The 14,047-nt window shown below is 33.4% G+C and carries 14 protein-coding genes; 3 read left to right on the top strand and 11 right to left on the bottom strand.

The features are described 5' to 3' along the window. Nucleotides 1–73: 73 nt before the first annotated feature. From clpX to N4T20_RS08265, 6 genes are all read right to left on the bottom strand, one after another. Complete coding sequence (gene clpX, locus N4T20_RS08290; RefSeq protein WP_008467306.1) at nucleotides 74–1,306, bottom strand: ATP-dependent Clp protease ATP-binding subunit ClpX; 1,233 nt, start codon at nucleotides 1,304–1,306, stop codon at nucleotides 74–76. Nucleotides 1,307–1,493: 187 nt separating this feature from the next. Further along, a complete protein-coding gene (gene clpP, locus N4T20_RS08285) occupies nucleotides 1,494–2,168 on the bottom strand; it encodes an ATP-dependent Clp endopeptidase proteolytic subunit ClpP (protein ID WP_201998525.1) in 675 nt (224 codons plus the stop codon). Nucleotides 2,169–2,495: 327 nt separating this feature from the next. Beyond that, complete coding sequence (locus tag N4T20_RS08280; protein WP_260672571.1) at nucleotides 2,496–3,818, bottom strand: trigger factor; 1,323 nt, start codon at nucleotides 3,816–3,818, stop codon at nucleotides 2,496–2,498. Nucleotides 3,819–3,931: 113 nt separating this feature from the next. Beyond that, entirely contained in the window at nucleotides 3,932–4,276 is a 345-nt protein-coding gene (locus N4T20_RS08275; RefSeq protein WP_260672570.1) for a phage holin family protein, read from the bottom strand. 40 nt (nucleotides 4,277–4,316) lie between these two features. Next, a complete protein-coding gene (locus tag N4T20_RS08270; RefSeq protein WP_260672569.1) occupies nucleotides 4,317–4,805 on the bottom strand; it encodes a YdcF family protein in 489 nt (162 codons plus the stop codon). 49 nt (nucleotides 4,806–4,854) lie between these two features. Continuing rightward, nucleotides 4,855–5,619, bottom strand: a complete 765-nt coding sequence (locus N4T20_RS08265) for an alpha/beta fold hydrolase (protein ID WP_260672568.1) — start codon at nucleotides 5,617–5,619, stop codon at nucleotides 4,855–4,857. 213 nt (nucleotides 5,620–5,832) lie between these two features. Between N4T20_RS08265 and N4T20_RS08260 the strand changes: the two genes are divergently transcribed. Continuing rightward, nucleotides 5,833–7,176: a hypothetical protein gene (locus tag N4T20_RS08260; RefSeq protein WP_260672567.1), complete on the top strand. Its 1,344-nt coding sequence runs from the start codon at nucleotides 5,833–5,835 to the stop codon at nucleotides 7,174–7,176. 38 nt (nucleotides 7,177–7,214) lie between these two features. Here the strand turns inward: N4T20_RS08260 and N4T20_RS08255 are convergent, their stop codons facing one another. The 5 genes from N4T20_RS08255 to N4T20_RS08235 form a co-directional block, all read right to left on the bottom strand. After that, the gene (locus N4T20_RS08255) at nucleotides 7,215–8,078 is read right to left on the bottom strand and encodes a DUF4249 domain-containing protein (RefSeq protein WP_260672566.1); all 864 of its coding nucleotides are present in this window, start codon (nucleotides 8,076–8,078) and stop codon (nucleotides 7,215–7,217) included. 4 nt (nucleotides 8,079–8,082) lie between these two features. Further along, nucleotides 8,083–10,356: a TonB-dependent receptor domain-containing protein gene (locus N4T20_RS08250; protein WP_260672565.1), complete on the bottom strand. Its 2,274-nt coding sequence runs from the start codon at nucleotides 10,354–10,356 to the stop codon at nucleotides 8,083–8,085. 81 nt (nucleotides 10,357–10,437) lie between these two features. Further along, the gene (locus N4T20_RS08245) at nucleotides 10,438–11,004 is read right to left on the bottom strand and encodes a DUF1016 domain-containing protein (protein ID WP_260672564.1); all 567 of its coding nucleotides are present in this window, start codon (nucleotides 11,002–11,004) and stop codon (nucleotides 10,438–10,440) included. Between the two features lie 56 nt (nucleotides 11,005–11,060). Beyond that, on the bottom strand, nucleotides 11,061–11,423 hold the full coding sequence (locus tag N4T20_RS08240) for a DUF1016 N-terminal domain-containing protein (protein ID WP_260672563.1): 363 nt from the start codon (nucleotides 11,421–11,423) through the stop codon (nucleotides 11,061–11,063). Nucleotides 11,424–11,454: 31 nt separating this feature from the next. Further along, nucleotides 11,455–12,168: a pyridoxine 5'-phosphate synthase gene (locus N4T20_RS08235; RefSeq protein ID WP_260672562.1), complete on the bottom strand. Its 714-nt coding sequence runs from the start codon at nucleotides 12,166–12,168 to the stop codon at nucleotides 11,455–11,457. 115 nt (nucleotides 12,169–12,283) lie between these two features. On the opposite strand from N4T20_RS08235, the gene N4T20_RS08230 reads away from it, so the two are divergent. Next, a complete protein-coding gene (locus tag N4T20_RS08230; protein WP_260672561.1) occupies nucleotides 12,284–12,943 on the top strand; it encodes a CBS domain-containing protein in 660 nt (219 codons plus the stop codon). A 99-nt stretch (nucleotides 12,944–13,042) separates the two neighbouring features. Continuing rightward, entirely contained in the window at nucleotides 13,043–13,927 is an 885-nt protein-coding gene (locus N4T20_RS08225; protein ID WP_260672560.1) for an NAD kinase, read from the top strand. The last annotated feature ends 120 nt before the right edge of the window (nucleotides 13,928–14,047 follow it).

Below are 14,047 nucleotides of genomic sequence, written 5' to 3'. Positions count from 1 at the left end.
AAGACAATAAAAAAACCTGCTCAAAAAATGAACAGGTTTTATAATTGAACTTTGTTAAAGTTTATTTTAGAGTTTAAGAAGCAATTTCCATACGCTTCAATAAGTTTTTACTTAACGTATGTTCTGCATATTCTTTATCGATTGTCAAACTAATATCATCAGATGTTGGCAGTTCGTACATAGCATCTGTCAAGATAGCTTCACATAAAGAACGCAATCCGCGAGCACCTAATTTATACTCTAAAGCTTTATCTACAATAAAATCTAAAGCTTCATCTGTAATTGTAAACTCAACATCATCCATCAAGAATAACTTCTGATATTGCTTAATTAATGCATTTTTAGGTTGTGTCAAAATTGCGCGAAGCGTTGCTTTATCCAAAGGATCCATGTGCGTTAAAACTGGTAAACGCCCAATAATCTCAGGAATCAAACCAAAATCTTTAATATCTTTTGGAATGATGTATTGCAACAAATTATCTTTATCTATATTGTCAGTGTTTTTAGAAGTTGAGTAACCAACTGCCTGACGGTTTAAACGTTTTGAAATAATACGCTCTACTCCATCAAAAGCTCCGCCAGCAATAAATAAGATATTTTGAGTATTTACCTCAACAAATTTCTGGTCTGGGTGTTTACGTCCTCCTTTTGGCGGTACGTTTACAACTGTTCCTTCCAATAATTTCAATAAAGCTTGTTGCACACCTTCTCCAGAAACGTCACGAGTTATGGATGGATTATCGCTTTTACGGGCAATTTTATCAATCTCGTCAATAAATACGATTCCTCTTTCTGCTTTTGCCACATCATAATCTGCAGCCTGAAGCAAACGAGTCAGAATACTTTCAACGTCTTCTCCAACATAACCAGCTTCTGTCAATACCGTAGCATCAACAATAGCCAACGGAACGTCTAACATTTTAGCAATCGTTTTTGCTACTAATGTTTTTCCTGTTCCTGTCTGGCCAACCATAATGATGTTGCTTTTTTCAATCTCAACTTCGTCGTCTAATTGCTGCTGCATTAGACGTTTGTAGTGATTGTAAACTGCAACCGACATTACTTTTTTAGTCTGATCCTGACCAATAACATATTGATCCAGGAAAGCTCTAATTTCTTTTGGTTTCTTTAAAATTAAGTCCCCAACCAATTTTGCGCTTCCGCTAGATTTTAATTCTTCTAAAACAATTCCGTGTGCCTGTTCAATACACTTATCACAAATATGTGCATTGATACCAGCTATTAATAAATTAGTTTCTGGCTTTTTTCTTCCACAAAACGAACATTCTAATACTACTTTTGCCATTCTATTTAAGTTACTAAGCTGCAAAGATACTAAGTTTCTAAGCTTTTTGACCTAAAACTTAAAAACTTAGCTCCTTACAGCTTAATATTTTTATTTTTTGTTTCAAGTTTCAAGTTTCAGGTTTCAAGTTGACACATTCTCTGCGAAACTTGAAACCTGAAACTTGAAACAATTTAAACCTTAAAAATTATCCTCTTCTTAATACTTCGTCAATCATTCCGTACTCTTTTGCTTCGTCTGCTTTCATCCAGTAATCACGCTCACTGTCTTTGTGCACTTTGTCAAAAGTTTGTCCTGAATGTTGCGAAATAATATTGTATAATTCGTCTTTTAATTTCAGCATCTCACGTAAGTTGATTTCCATATCTGTTGCAACACCTTGTGCTCCTCCAGATGGCTGGTGAATCATTACTCTTGAGTGAGGCAATGCAGAACGTTTTCCTGCTGCTCCTGCACATAACAAAACAGCTCCCATAGAAGCGGCCATTCCTGTACAGATTGTAGCTACATCTGGTTTGATGTACTGCATGGTATCGTAAATTCCTAAACCTGCATAAACACTTCCTCCTGGAGAGTTTAAGTAAATTTGAATATCTTTTGAAGCATCAGCGCTTTCTAAAAACAACAACTGAGCCTGAACGATATTGGCGATCTGATCGTCAATACCAGTTCCTAAAAAGATAATTCTGTCCATCATTAATCGTGAGAAAACGTCTAATTGAGAAATATTCAACTGACGCTCTTCAATAATATATGGAGTCATGTTTGTTGGAGTCATTGCTGCTACGATTTTATCGTAATACATTGCGTTTACTCCTTGGTGCTTTGTAGCAAATTTTTTGAATTCTTTACCGTAGTTCATATTTTTAGTTTAAAGTTGAAAAGTCTAAAGTCAGAAAATGACTAAAACGAATTAAACAAAGTTCGTACCTTTTTATAAAGGATGCCAATTTGTCTGAAAACGTTTCTTTTGTTTCTGGCTTAAAGTTTCAAGTTAATTGGGGAGAACGTGAAACCTTAAACTTGAAACAAAAAAAGAACGTCAATAGAAGAAAAACTTCCATTGACGTTCAAATATAATTATTTTTAGCTTTCAGTTTCTGTAATAAAATCTTAATTTTTAAAATCGAGTTAATAAAGCAGGTTCATCAACTTTAGACTTTACAACTTTAGACTTTCAGACTGAAATTTATTCTCCGTAAGAAGCTGCAATAAATTCTTCGTAAGTAACCTCTTTTGTTGTTGGGTTAGCTTTTTCTTTGAAGATATCTAACATTTTAGTTGCTACAACTTGCTCAGAAAGTCTTTTCACTTCGTCTTGGTTAGATAAAACTCTAGCCACGATTCCTTGAACCTCTTCGTCAGTTGGGTTTGTTTGACCAAATTGAGCCATTTGCTGTCTGATAGCGTTTGATGTAAACTCTTTCAAATCTTCAAATGTAATTTGGATATTGCTTTGAGCTAAAGCTTTTCCTTCGATTAATTGGAAACGTAAACCTTTTTCAGATCTTGCGTATTCAACTTCTGCTTCTTCTGCAGTTAATTTTTTCTCACCTACAGTTTGCAACCATTTTTTAAGGAATTCAGCTGGCAAATCGAATTTTGTGTTTTCGATTAAGAAATCTTGAACATCCAATAATAGTTTTTGCTCTGATTGCTGTGCGAATTGCGCTTCAGCATCTTCTTTAATTTTAGCTTTTAAATCTTCTAGAGAAGCTACTTTTCCTTCTCCAAAAAGTTTATCAAACAATTCTTGGTTTAATTCAGCTGGCTCAGAACCATTGATAGCTGAAATAGTAAAGTTTACTTCAACATCTAAACCGTGAACACCTTCGTGACCAACTTTTAAGTAATCCATTAATTGGTGATCGTCTTCAAATAAACCTTTTGTGCTTACTGTAACAACATCTCCAACTTTTTTACCTGTGAATTGCTTTTGAGCTTTTTTGCTGAATGCATCAACAGAAATTGTAGTTGTATTATTGATTCCGTTTTCTTCATTTGAGAAAGTTCCAGTCAAATCAGATTTTGCATCAGATACTTCTTGAGGAATTGCTTTTCCAAATTGTTTTTGGATACGCTCAACTTGTCCGTCAATTAATTTATCATCAGCTGTAACGATATATTTTACGATATTGTTTTTAGCTTCTAAATCAATTTCAAAGTTAGGCACTAAACCAATTTCGTATTCGAAAGTTAATTCTTCAGCATCCCAGTTAAAATCTTCTCCGAATTTTGGAAGCGGAGTTCCTAAAAGATTTAATCTTTCAGATTGAATATAACGCTCTAAAGCCAAATCAACTACTTTTTTGATCTCTTCTTGCTTAATAGCTTTTCCGTATTGTTTTTCAACAAGATCTTTAGGAACTTGTCCTTTTCTAAATCCTTTTACTTGCGCTAAAGGCATTTTTTCGTTGATTCTTTTTGCTACTTGACCTTTATAATCCATATGAACAACGTTCATAACAATCGTCTCGTTTACAGCGTCTATTGCTACTCTTTTAATATCCATCTTCTTCTTTAATTTACGTAATAAAATTGGGTTGCAAAATTATAAAATTTTTGCAACCCAACCAAGTTTTTAATCTATTGTATTTGAAGCAGTTTTAATCTGCACGATTTGTTTTATTTATCGTCTCCCAGTATTTTATAAGTAAGCGATTGAAGTATAGACAAAATAATACTGAATATTAATGCTGTCCAAAATGAGTTTACTGCAAAACCGCCTACAATATTAGTGCACAACAGAATAATTATTGCATTGATCACCAGTAAAAACAAGCCTAGCGTAACAAACGTAACCGGCAGAGTTAAAATCACTAAAATTGGTTTTATAAAAACATTCAGCAATCCTAAAACTACTGCAACAATTACAGCTGTACCAAAGCTTGCAACGTGCACTCCAGTCAAAATATTAGACAACAGTAAAACTAAAGCTGCGGTAACAAGGAGTCTAAGTAATAATTTCATAGTTCTTGAGGTTTAAAATTTATTTAAAAGTACTAAAATTTTAATAATATAGACCTTTATTTAAAATTCCATTGATCGCTTTTTTCTCATGTTCAATTAGCTTCTCTCTTTCAAAATCAGAAATATCATGTTTTACACCAATATATTCTATGGCAAATAATGCTAAAATTTCATCAAAAATAAGTTTTACCCTTTCCAGGTGATAATCAGAAGTAATAACTACAGCCGAAAGTAAATTGTGATTTTCTAATATTTTTTTTGAAAACACAGCATCTTCTACCGTATTGGCAGACAAAGCAAATTCTAAAAAACTTTTTTCACTTACCCCGTTGTTCATCAAATAGTTCATTGCATAAGATGCATGCGGATTAGAAGTGCTATTAAAATGTGCCCCAAAACCACCTGTACAAAGAATGCAATATTCTTTCGGGTTAAATATTTTCAGACAAGAATTGAGTCGGTCTAAAGCAGTCGCTCCTAACTCTCCATTGTCTGAATTTGGAGAACCTAAAACAATTAAAACTTTCATCTTTTAAAATTTTACATCGAAGTGAAAACAATTAAAGCACTGAAAATTTTTATTCTTTTAAAAATTCAGTTGTTAACTCAAAAAACATTTTTGGATTTTCAGCATGAAGCCAATGCCCCGCATTTGGAATCGTTTCCAATTTTAAATTAGGGAAATGCTGACGGATTTCGTCAAGATCTTCGTCCTGAATGTATCCAGAATTTCCTCCGCGTATAAATAAGGTTGGCTTAACAAATACCAGTTCTTCCCCTAAAGGCTTTCCAATTGCATCGAGATTATTGTTGAAAGCTTCTAAATTAAATCGGAAAGCCAACTGCCCCGGTTCTTTCCAATATAAATTTTTCAGCAGAAATTGTCTCGTCCCAAAATCTGGAACGTATTGCGATACGATTTCTTCTACATCACTTCTGCTAGGTTGTACTGAAAAATCAACAGCATTTAATCCTGCTAAAATATCCTGATGATGCTGTTTGTAAAATCTCGGGCCAATATCTGCTACAATCAATTTGTCAACAATTTCAGGGTGAGTCGTTGCAAAAAGCATTGCTACTTTTCCTCCCATTGAATGTCCTAAAATATCAATTTGCGTTAGATTATTTGCCTGACAATATTCATAAACATCCTGAACCATAGCCTCATAACTCCATTCGTCTGAGTGAAAACTGCGCCCATGGTTTCTTAAATCTAAAATATGAACTTGAAATCCGGCTTCTACATATTGTCCAGCAAGGGTTTTCCAATTATCGGACATTCCTAGAAATCCGTGCATGATGATAAATGGCTTTCCCTCTCCTTCTATTTTTGAGTATAACATTTGCATTTGGTATTAATATCTTTTACAAAGGTAAAAAAGTTATTGAGCAAAAAATATTCAAAAACCCAGCAATGACAACCTGTAAGATATTTAATACAAAAATATTTTGCATTTTTACGGTTTTCCGTAAGGGAATTCGTTTTAAATACCTTACTTTCGCACCAAAATCAAGAAATAAAACCTTGATTTATCACCTAATTTAAACACCAAATCATGATTAAAAAATTCATTTTGTTATCATTGGTTGCTTCTCAACTTATGATTTCTTGTTCTAGTGACGACAGCCCGACAAATGAGCCAACTAAAGAACTAACTTTAGAAGAACAAATTGCAGAACTAGTAAAACAGCCTTATTCAAAACTTACTCCAACTGAACAAAAAGCAAAATTAGAAGTTGAAGCTAATGATATGCTAGTTCAATTAGACAAATCAAAAAGCTCTAGCGCTATTGAAGCAACAGAAAACTTAAACCGTTTATTAGACATTAGCACTGTTGATATTTTTAGCGGAAAAAATGACAACGAAGTAGAAGATATTTTAAACATTTCTGGCGCTTATGGTATTTATACTTGGAATAACGCTAAAAAAATCTGGGATAAAACAGAATCGAAAACAGAATTAAAATTTGTTTTCCCTGCGAAAGAATCTCTAACTGCAAACAATGCGGTTTTTTCTTCAAAAGGAGTTTCTTCTGATGTGAAAGTTAAATTTTATGACGGTTACAACAACACTAAAGATGCAGAAGTATATGATAATCTTTACCTTCCTAGTTCATCTGATGCAACTTTAACAATAGACAATAAAGAAGCAGCTACATTTACTCAAACTGCTAAATATTCGTCTAAAAACCAATCTCCAGACGAGTTTGCTTACAAGATGTCTTTAAACGATGGCTATGTTTGGGAAATGAGCGGTAAAAAAGGTACTGCTAACACTTCTACAGCTAAGCTTACTTACAATGGAAAAAACTTAGTTTCTTTTAATGCTGGAAGCAGCGCTGAAATTGACAAATTAATTGAAAATGACGCGCTTGTTCAATACAGAGGAAAAGCTAATGGTTTATTTACTTTGATGGATAATTTTGTAATTATTGCTGATATGGATTTAGCTACTGAAGCTGCAGACCAAGCTGCTTTAGATAATATTGCACGTCCAAAAGAACCTATGTATAATGATCCTAAAGCTGATTACAAAGCTTATTACACTGCTTTGAATGCATACGAGAAAAAAATCTCTGAAGGAAATGCAGCTAATGCTAACAAAAACATGAAATTAATCTTAGTTTCTAAAAAAGACGGAACTAAAATTGCTGACATCGTTCAACATTCAGAAAAAGATGGTGAGTACACATTTAAATTACCAGTTTGGGATGCGCAGTACAAGATGTGGGACTGGAACGATACTGGCGAATCTTTCACTCAGCCGTATCTTTACGAAGCTTATTACTTAAAATTCAGCGACAAAACTGAAGTTGAAATGAGCGCTTATTTCTCTACTGGATTTGAGAAATTACAAACTAAATTTGATGACTTTATTGCTGCTTTCAACAAGCAATAATTCTTTAATACAATAGAAAAAAATGCCGATTTGAAAATTCAAATCGGCTTTTCTTTTTTAGGTGGGGTACTTACAATTATAGTACTCTGCCCGTATCCCGACCAAATTCCTATCCCTCCTTTAATATTCGATTTTAAACTTATATTGGCCGGATAAATTGGGTTCTGGCTGTTTACAATTTCATTCTGCCAGCTGTTCCAAAAATCTAAAGATTCTCTTGTCTGAGTCCTTAATTTTACATGAATTAAATCTCCATCTGCAAAATAAGGCGTAAACTTAGTTTTAGGAAACAATATCACGCCTCGGTTGATTTGCACAGAAACAGCTGAAGTTTCAAAATTTTTATCATCTAAATTTCCGTAGAAAGCAGGAACAAAAATCGGCTCTTCACCTTCAATTTTAGTTGCAATCTGATAATAGTTTTTCTCATTAATAGGATCATCAAATTTTACAAAGACATATCCTGTCGTATCGGTTGGGTTTCTTTTTATATATTCTGCATTTTTCAAAGCAACGGTTTTTGGAATAGTCGTTACTGCTTCTACCACACGATTCAAATATTCAATTTTCAACGAATATTCCTTCCCTGCTTCTCCTTTTAACGTCGAACCAAAATACACAAAAGGCGGAATCCTATTTTTATCATTTTTAACCCTCAAAACTTCAGATGTAACACCATCAGAAACGGTAATCTTTGCAGACCTAATAACATGATTCAATACATTTGTCGAATCAATCACATCTGTCACCGGAATACTGGTTGACAGTAAAACGTTCGCAAAATCGCCTTCTTCAATCCAGCCTTCCACGACTATTTTAGATTCTAGACTTTTCTCTATTTTATCGTCATTAGAACAGCTTATTCCAATCAAACCTAAAAGCAAGAACAAATACTTTTTCATATGCTTAAAATTTAAATCTCCAGCTAACAGACGGCAATATTCTGTACAGCACTTTATCTTTCTGAGTTACTACTACTTTATCTTTATTTTCGTTTACTTCCACATCCAAAACCACATAAATCGGATTAGCAATATTAAAAGTATTGTAAATTGAAAAATTCAAAGCGCTTTCTTTTTTTGCTGTCCGTATAAAATAATAATTAACAGCAAGGTCAGTTCGTATATAATTTGGCATTTGCGCATTATTATATCCCGAATATTCTTTAACTGGATTATTATTAATGAAATACCATGAGGTTGGCATAGTAAACCTGTTTCCAGAACTAAATAATTGCGTAATTCCAAAGTTCCATTTCGAATTCAAATCATACATTCCAACAAGAGAAAGATTATGTCTCCTGTCATATTTAGCAAAATAAGTTTTACCGTTATTGAGTTCATCAAAATTTCTGTCAGACCAGCTTAAAGTATAACTCAACCAGCCACTAAACTTTCCGTTGCTTTTTTTGAGCATCACTTCAAGTCCGTAAGCCTTCCCCTTGCCCACATACAAATCGTTTTTGAATGTGGTGATTTCATTAAACTGGGTAATTCCATACGGATACTCCAATAAATTTTTCATTGAACGATAAAAGCCGCCCAAAGAAGAACTCCAGTTTCTTGTTATATTTTGATTGGAGCCAATAGAAAACTCATCCGAAGATTGCGGTTTTATTCCATTAGAACTGGCAATCCAAAAATCAGTCGGAATTCCGACACTTGATGTTGTTATTAAACTTAAATATTGATATTGCTTATTATAAGAAGCATAAAATGAATACTTTTCATTAGCCATATAGTTTAACACCACACGAGGCTGAAAATGCAAATATGAATCTTTACCTGATGCATAATAATTAATGCGAAGCCCCAAATCTGCCGTAAGGTTTTCAAATATCCTAGGTTTTGCAGTAGTAAAAACTGCCGCTTCATTGGCATTTATAATATCTTGCGAATTATTGTTTATGGTTGTAAAATTTTCCACATTTACTTTTTGCGGTTGCAAATTGTGGTACGCATATTGAAATCCTGATTCAAAAGGAATGTTTTTAAAGGAATATCGAACTGAATTCGTAAATCCAAAATCTTTTACAAACGACGAAACTTTAAACTGAATTGTCGCCTGTTCCATATTTAAGTCATTAGAATACTGACTAAAATAGACGGCATTTGACATACTTACTTTAGAAGAAAGCGTTGTTATAAGAGAGGGAGACACAGTAAAATTGCTCCATTTCAGACTAGTTCGGAGTGCTAGGTTTCCATCTTTAATTTTTAATTCATCTCCACTGGCAAAAGCATCAACAACAAATAAATTATTTTTAGAAATTTGTGATAGAAAGGTAAAATTACCATCCGAAAAACCGTATTTCATATCCTGAACATCATTGTTTTTTGACCCCGATTTTAAAATCGGCCCCATAATCTCATCGATATAAGTTTTTCTTCCAGAAATATAAAATCCTGTTTTATTGCTAAGAGGTGCGACAATAGTCAATTGTGATGCTAAAATTCCAACATTTCCCTGAATGCCAAATTCAGACGGGAGTTTTTTGCTTGAATTCAATAAGGTTGTAGAACTCAATCTGCCCCCATATTTTGCGTTCGAACTTGACTTATCAAATTCGACATCCTTAATATGGTCTGCATTATAAAAAGGAAAAATCCCTAATAAATGAGACATCCCATAAATAGGAGTATTATTGTATAATATTGCATTATGCCCTGGATCGCCACCTCTTACATAAAAATAACCATTGGCATCGCCCGAATTCTGCACGCCAGGTGTCAACTGCAAAATTTTCAGAATATCAGTTGCTCCTAAAATACTTGGCACCGCAGACAATTCTTTCACATTAAAAACAAGCTTGCCTCCCGAAAGATTTTTTACAGGATTTTTTTTGTCATTTTCAATTACCACTTCTTTTAAAAGCGAAATATCTTTTTCTAAAACAATTGAAAGCAAAGTGTCTTTTTGCAAATCGACCCCAAAATCTTTTGTAAGATAACCTGCTTGGCTGACTTTAATTTTTATATGTCCTAAAGGTACACTTACAGAAAAATTCCCAAAAGCATCGGTTGAAGAAAAATTTTGAAAATCTTTTGCAGTAAAAGAGATGCTTGCTCCGATTAGATTTTCATTTTCAGAAGATTTTATATTACCGGAAATAATTGCTTTTGACTGTGCAAACACACCAGAAAAGCAAAGAAGACAAAAGAAAGTAATGATTTTCGACACTTGATTTTAATAAGAAAAGTGCGAAAATAATGAATTATACAATCTTTTCTTGAGCTAACAAAGTTTTTATTTTATTAAGAATCAAATTTCGTTTTCCAAATTAAATTTCTGAATATCACTCTCTACAAGCGCCTTCAAATCTTCTTCTTTTGGCATATACAATAAATACTGGCTTGCAAAAACACTTTTCTTATCAGCAAGTACAGAATATTTCACAATTGTTTCGTCTTTCTCCGAACAGAGCAAAATTCCTACTGTCGGCTGATCAGATTCTCCTTTTTTCAAATCATCGTACATACGCACATACATATCGATCTGACCAATATCCTGATGAGATAAAGCACCTGTCTTTAAATCAATGATAACAAAACATTTTAAAATATAATTATAGAATACTAAATCAATATAAAAATCAGAAGTGTCAGTAACGATATGCTGCTGTCTTGCCACAAAAGCAAACCCTTTTCCAAATTCTAATAAAAATTGCTGTAAATGATCTATTATCGAACTTTCTATACTTCGCTCAGAATTTTTTGTCTCAGCAGACAAACCGAGAAACTCAAAAATATAAGGATCTTTTATTAAATTTTGTATAGTATCTGCTTTTGTATCAACACTCTTATGTTCCAAAACACGTTCAAATGCCAACGAATTTATTTGCCGTTGAAGTATTCTGCTATTCCAATTATTCTCAAGACTTTCGTTTAAATAATAAATTCTTTTTGTTCAGAATTTAATCTTGAAAGCAATCTATAATGCGTCCAACTCAATTCAGTACGCAATGCGTTCCAAATTGGAAAAGCTCGGTAAAAAGCTCGCATATTATTCAAATTTCTCTCGTCAAAACCTTTTCCAAACTCAAATGCAAGCTGATTTGCAAGATTCTTCAGAGTCGATTTTCCATAATCAGCCCGATCTTTTCCTTTTTGTTCGTCTTCTACGATTACTCTACCTATTTCCCAGTACGTCTCCAATAAAACAGAGTTTGCCATTCTAAAAACACGTTGACGAGACTGAAGAATAATTTCTTTAATCTCAGAAAATAATGGCATTTGATTCGTAATCATATCAACTAATTAAATTATAACTAAAAAAATCTTACTTCAATTTATTCAGATACATATTCACAGTATTATCCAAACCTAAATAAAGTGCCTCTGAAATTAAAGCGTGCCCGATAGAAACCTCTAATAGACCAGGAATATTTTGTTTGAAAAATTTGATATTGTCTAAACTCAAATCGTGTCCGGCATTAATTCCTAAACCTAATTCATTTGCCAATTCGGCAGCTTTAGTGTAAGGCTCAATTCCTTTTTCGTTTCCTAAACTATATTGGTGCGCAAAAGATTCAGTGTACAATTCGATTCTATCGGTTCCCGTTTTTTTTGCCCCTTCAATCATTTCCAAAATCGGATCGACAAAAATAGAGGTTCTAATTCCGTTTCTTTGAAATTCCTGAATAACCTCAGTTAAATAGTCTTGATTTTTGACTGTGTCCCAACCTGCAGACGAAGTTATTGCTCCAATTGCATCTGGAACCAAGGTTACCTGATCTGGTTTGCATTCTAAAACCAAATCAATAAAATTATGCTGCGGATTTCCTTCAATATTATATTCTGTCGTAACAACCGCTTTTAAATCGCGTGCGTCTTGGTAACGAATATGGCGCTCGTCTGGACGAGGATGAATTGTAATTCCCTGCCCCCCAAAACGTTGAATATCTGCAGCTACTTTTAATAAATCGGGCACATTTCCGCCTCGCGCATTTCGAAGCGTTGCTATTTTATTGATATTTACACTTAATTTTGTCATATAAATAGATATTAATTCTAGTAACGTTATATTTGTTACGACAAAAATACAAAGTAAAACAGAGCAGTTTTCCGTATTTTTTGATTATTTTGCATCAAATATCTTCAATTGATTTATGACAGAAATTACAAACTATATCACAAATGATTTCAGAGCGATTGACAGTCAGGAAACGATAGCCTCGATTCAGGACTTTTTTGTCGATGTAAATTTTTCTCATTTTCCGATTTTAGAAGACGGTGTTTTTATTGGAAGCATCTCTTCTGACGATGTTGAAACATTTGACATTGAAAAAAAAGCTATTGACTACAAATATACTTTAGAACGTTTTTTTGCCAGAAAATCGATGATTTGGCTGGATGTTCTAGAAGTTTTTGCAAAAAACCACACCAATCTCCTCCCAATTCTTGATGAGAACAATAACTACATAGGTTATTATGAAATGGAAGACATCATGAAGTTTTTTCAGGAAACTCCATTTTTAAAAGAGCCTGGCGCCATTATCATTGTTCAAAAAGGTCTTTTGGATTATTCTATGAGCGAGGTTACCCAAATTGTAGAAAGCAATAATGGTAAAGTCTTAGGATCTTTTGTTTCTGAAGCTGACACAGAAAATGTTCAGATTACTGTAAAAATTGGCCTAGGGGCCATTAATGAAATCATTCAAACTTACAGAAGGTATGGTTATGAAATCATCTCAGAACATCAAGAAGACACCTATATTAACAGCCTAAAAGAACGATCAGATTATTTAGACAAATACCTTAATATATAAGTTATGAATGTGCCAATGAGAAAATTAGTTAATTAGATAATTTTCGCATTTTCCAATTATCTAGTTGACACATTGACAAATTCTCTAATTTAACAAAGAATGAAAATAGCCATTTACGGACAATATTATCAGAACAGTACAGAACCTATTATAAAAGACATTTTCAATTTCTTCAACGCCAATAATGTCGAAATGGTAATTGAAGAAAATTTCTTGAATATGCTTTATGAAAAGCAGCTTGTAAAAAAAGAATACAAAACTTTTTCTCCAAGCACAGCTTTGGACAATAGTTTTGAAATGCTGATTAGTATTGGCGGCGACGGAACGATTTTAAGAGCCGCTGCTTTTGTTCGCAATTCAGGCGTTCCCTTATTAGGAATCAATGCTGGCAGATTGGGTTTCTTGGCTAAAGTTCAAAAAGAAAATATTGACATTTTACTCCAATATGTTATCGACCAGAATTACACTACTTCTGAAAGAACATTATTGGGATTAACTTGCGATCCGCATAACGAGGCTTTTGAAGAACTTAATTTTGCCATGAATGAAGTTACAGTAAGCAGAAAAGACACAACTTCGATGATTACTGTAGAAACTTATCTAAACAGCGAATATCTAAATTCGTATTGGGCAGACGGATTAATCATTTCAACACCAACCGGATCTACTGGATATTCTTTGAGCTGCGGCGGACCAATTTTAACACCAGATGTAAAAAGCTTAGTTATTACGCCAATTGCTCCGCATAATTTAACCGCCAGACCACTTGTTATTCCTGACGATACTGAAATTACACTTCGTGTATCGGGAAGAGAAGACCAATATTTGGTTTCTCTAGACTCAAGAACGTCTTCAGTAAAAAACGAGTCTATTTTAAAAATTAAAAAAACAGATTACAAAATTAAAATGGTTGAAATACCAGGCGAAACTTTCTTGAAAACCTTAAGAAACAAACTGCTCTGGGGAGAAGATAAAAGAAATTAAACTCTTTTCTGATTCTTCACTATACTATAATACCACATTTTCTCGTTCTGCATCTAGCGAATCATCATTAAATGGCTCAAAATCATTACGTAATTTGAAAAAAAAGCACATTTAACTAAA

Origin of the sequence: Flavobacterium sp. TR2, assembly GCF_025252405.1 — a bacterium.
GTDB lineage: Bacteria > Bacteroidota > Bacteroidia > Flavobacteriales > Flavobacteriaceae > Flavobacterium.
The sequence above is the reverse complement of the archived record's forward strand: the minus strand, read 5'-3'. Positions and strand labels throughout refer to the sequence as shown.

Coding starts and splice junctions, on each gene's coding strand:
- clpX (WP_008467306.1), bottom strand. CDS start 1,306: ATGGCAAAAGTAGTATTAGAATGTTCGTTTTGTGGAAGAAAAAAGCCA.
- clpP (WP_201998525.1), bottom strand. CDS start 2,168: ATGAACTACGGTAAAGAATTCAAAAAATTTGCTACAAAGCACCAAGGA.
- N4T20_RS08280 (WP_260672571.1), bottom strand. CDS start 3,818: ATGGATATTAAAAGAGTAGCAATAGACGCTGTAAACGAGACGATTGTT.
- N4T20_RS08275 (WP_260672570.1), bottom strand. CDS start 4,276: ATGAAATTATTACTTAGACTCCTTGTTACCGCAGCTTTAGTTTTACTG.
- N4T20_RS08270 (WP_260672569.1), bottom strand. CDS start 4,805: ATGAAAGTTTTAATTGTTTTAGGTTCTCCAAATTCAGACAATGGAGAG.
- N4T20_RS08265 (WP_260672568.1), bottom strand. CDS start 5,619: ATGTTATACTCAAAAATAGAAGGAGAGGGAAAGCCATTTATCATCATG.
- N4T20_RS08260 (WP_260672567.1), top strand. CDS start 5,833: ATGATTAAAAAATTCATTTTGTTATCATTGGTTGCTTCTCAACTTATG.
- N4T20_RS08255 (WP_260672566.1), bottom strand. CDS start 8,078: ATGAAAAAGTATTTGTTCTTGCTTTTAGGTTTGATTGGAATAAGCTGT.
- N4T20_RS08240 (WP_260672563.1), bottom strand. CDS start 11,423: ATGATTACGAATCAAATGCCATTATTTTCTGAGATTAAAGAAATTATT.
- N4T20_RS08235 (WP_260672562.1), bottom strand. CDS start 12,168: ATGACAAAATTAAGTGTAAATATCAATAAAATAGCAACGCTTCGAAAT.
- N4T20_RS08230 (WP_260672561.1), top strand. CDS start 12,284: ATGACAGAAATTACAAACTATATCACAAATGATTTCAGAGCGATTGAC.
- N4T20_RS08225 (WP_260672560.1), top strand. CDS start 13,043: ATGAAAATAGCCATTTACGGACAATATTATCAGAACAGTACAGAACCT.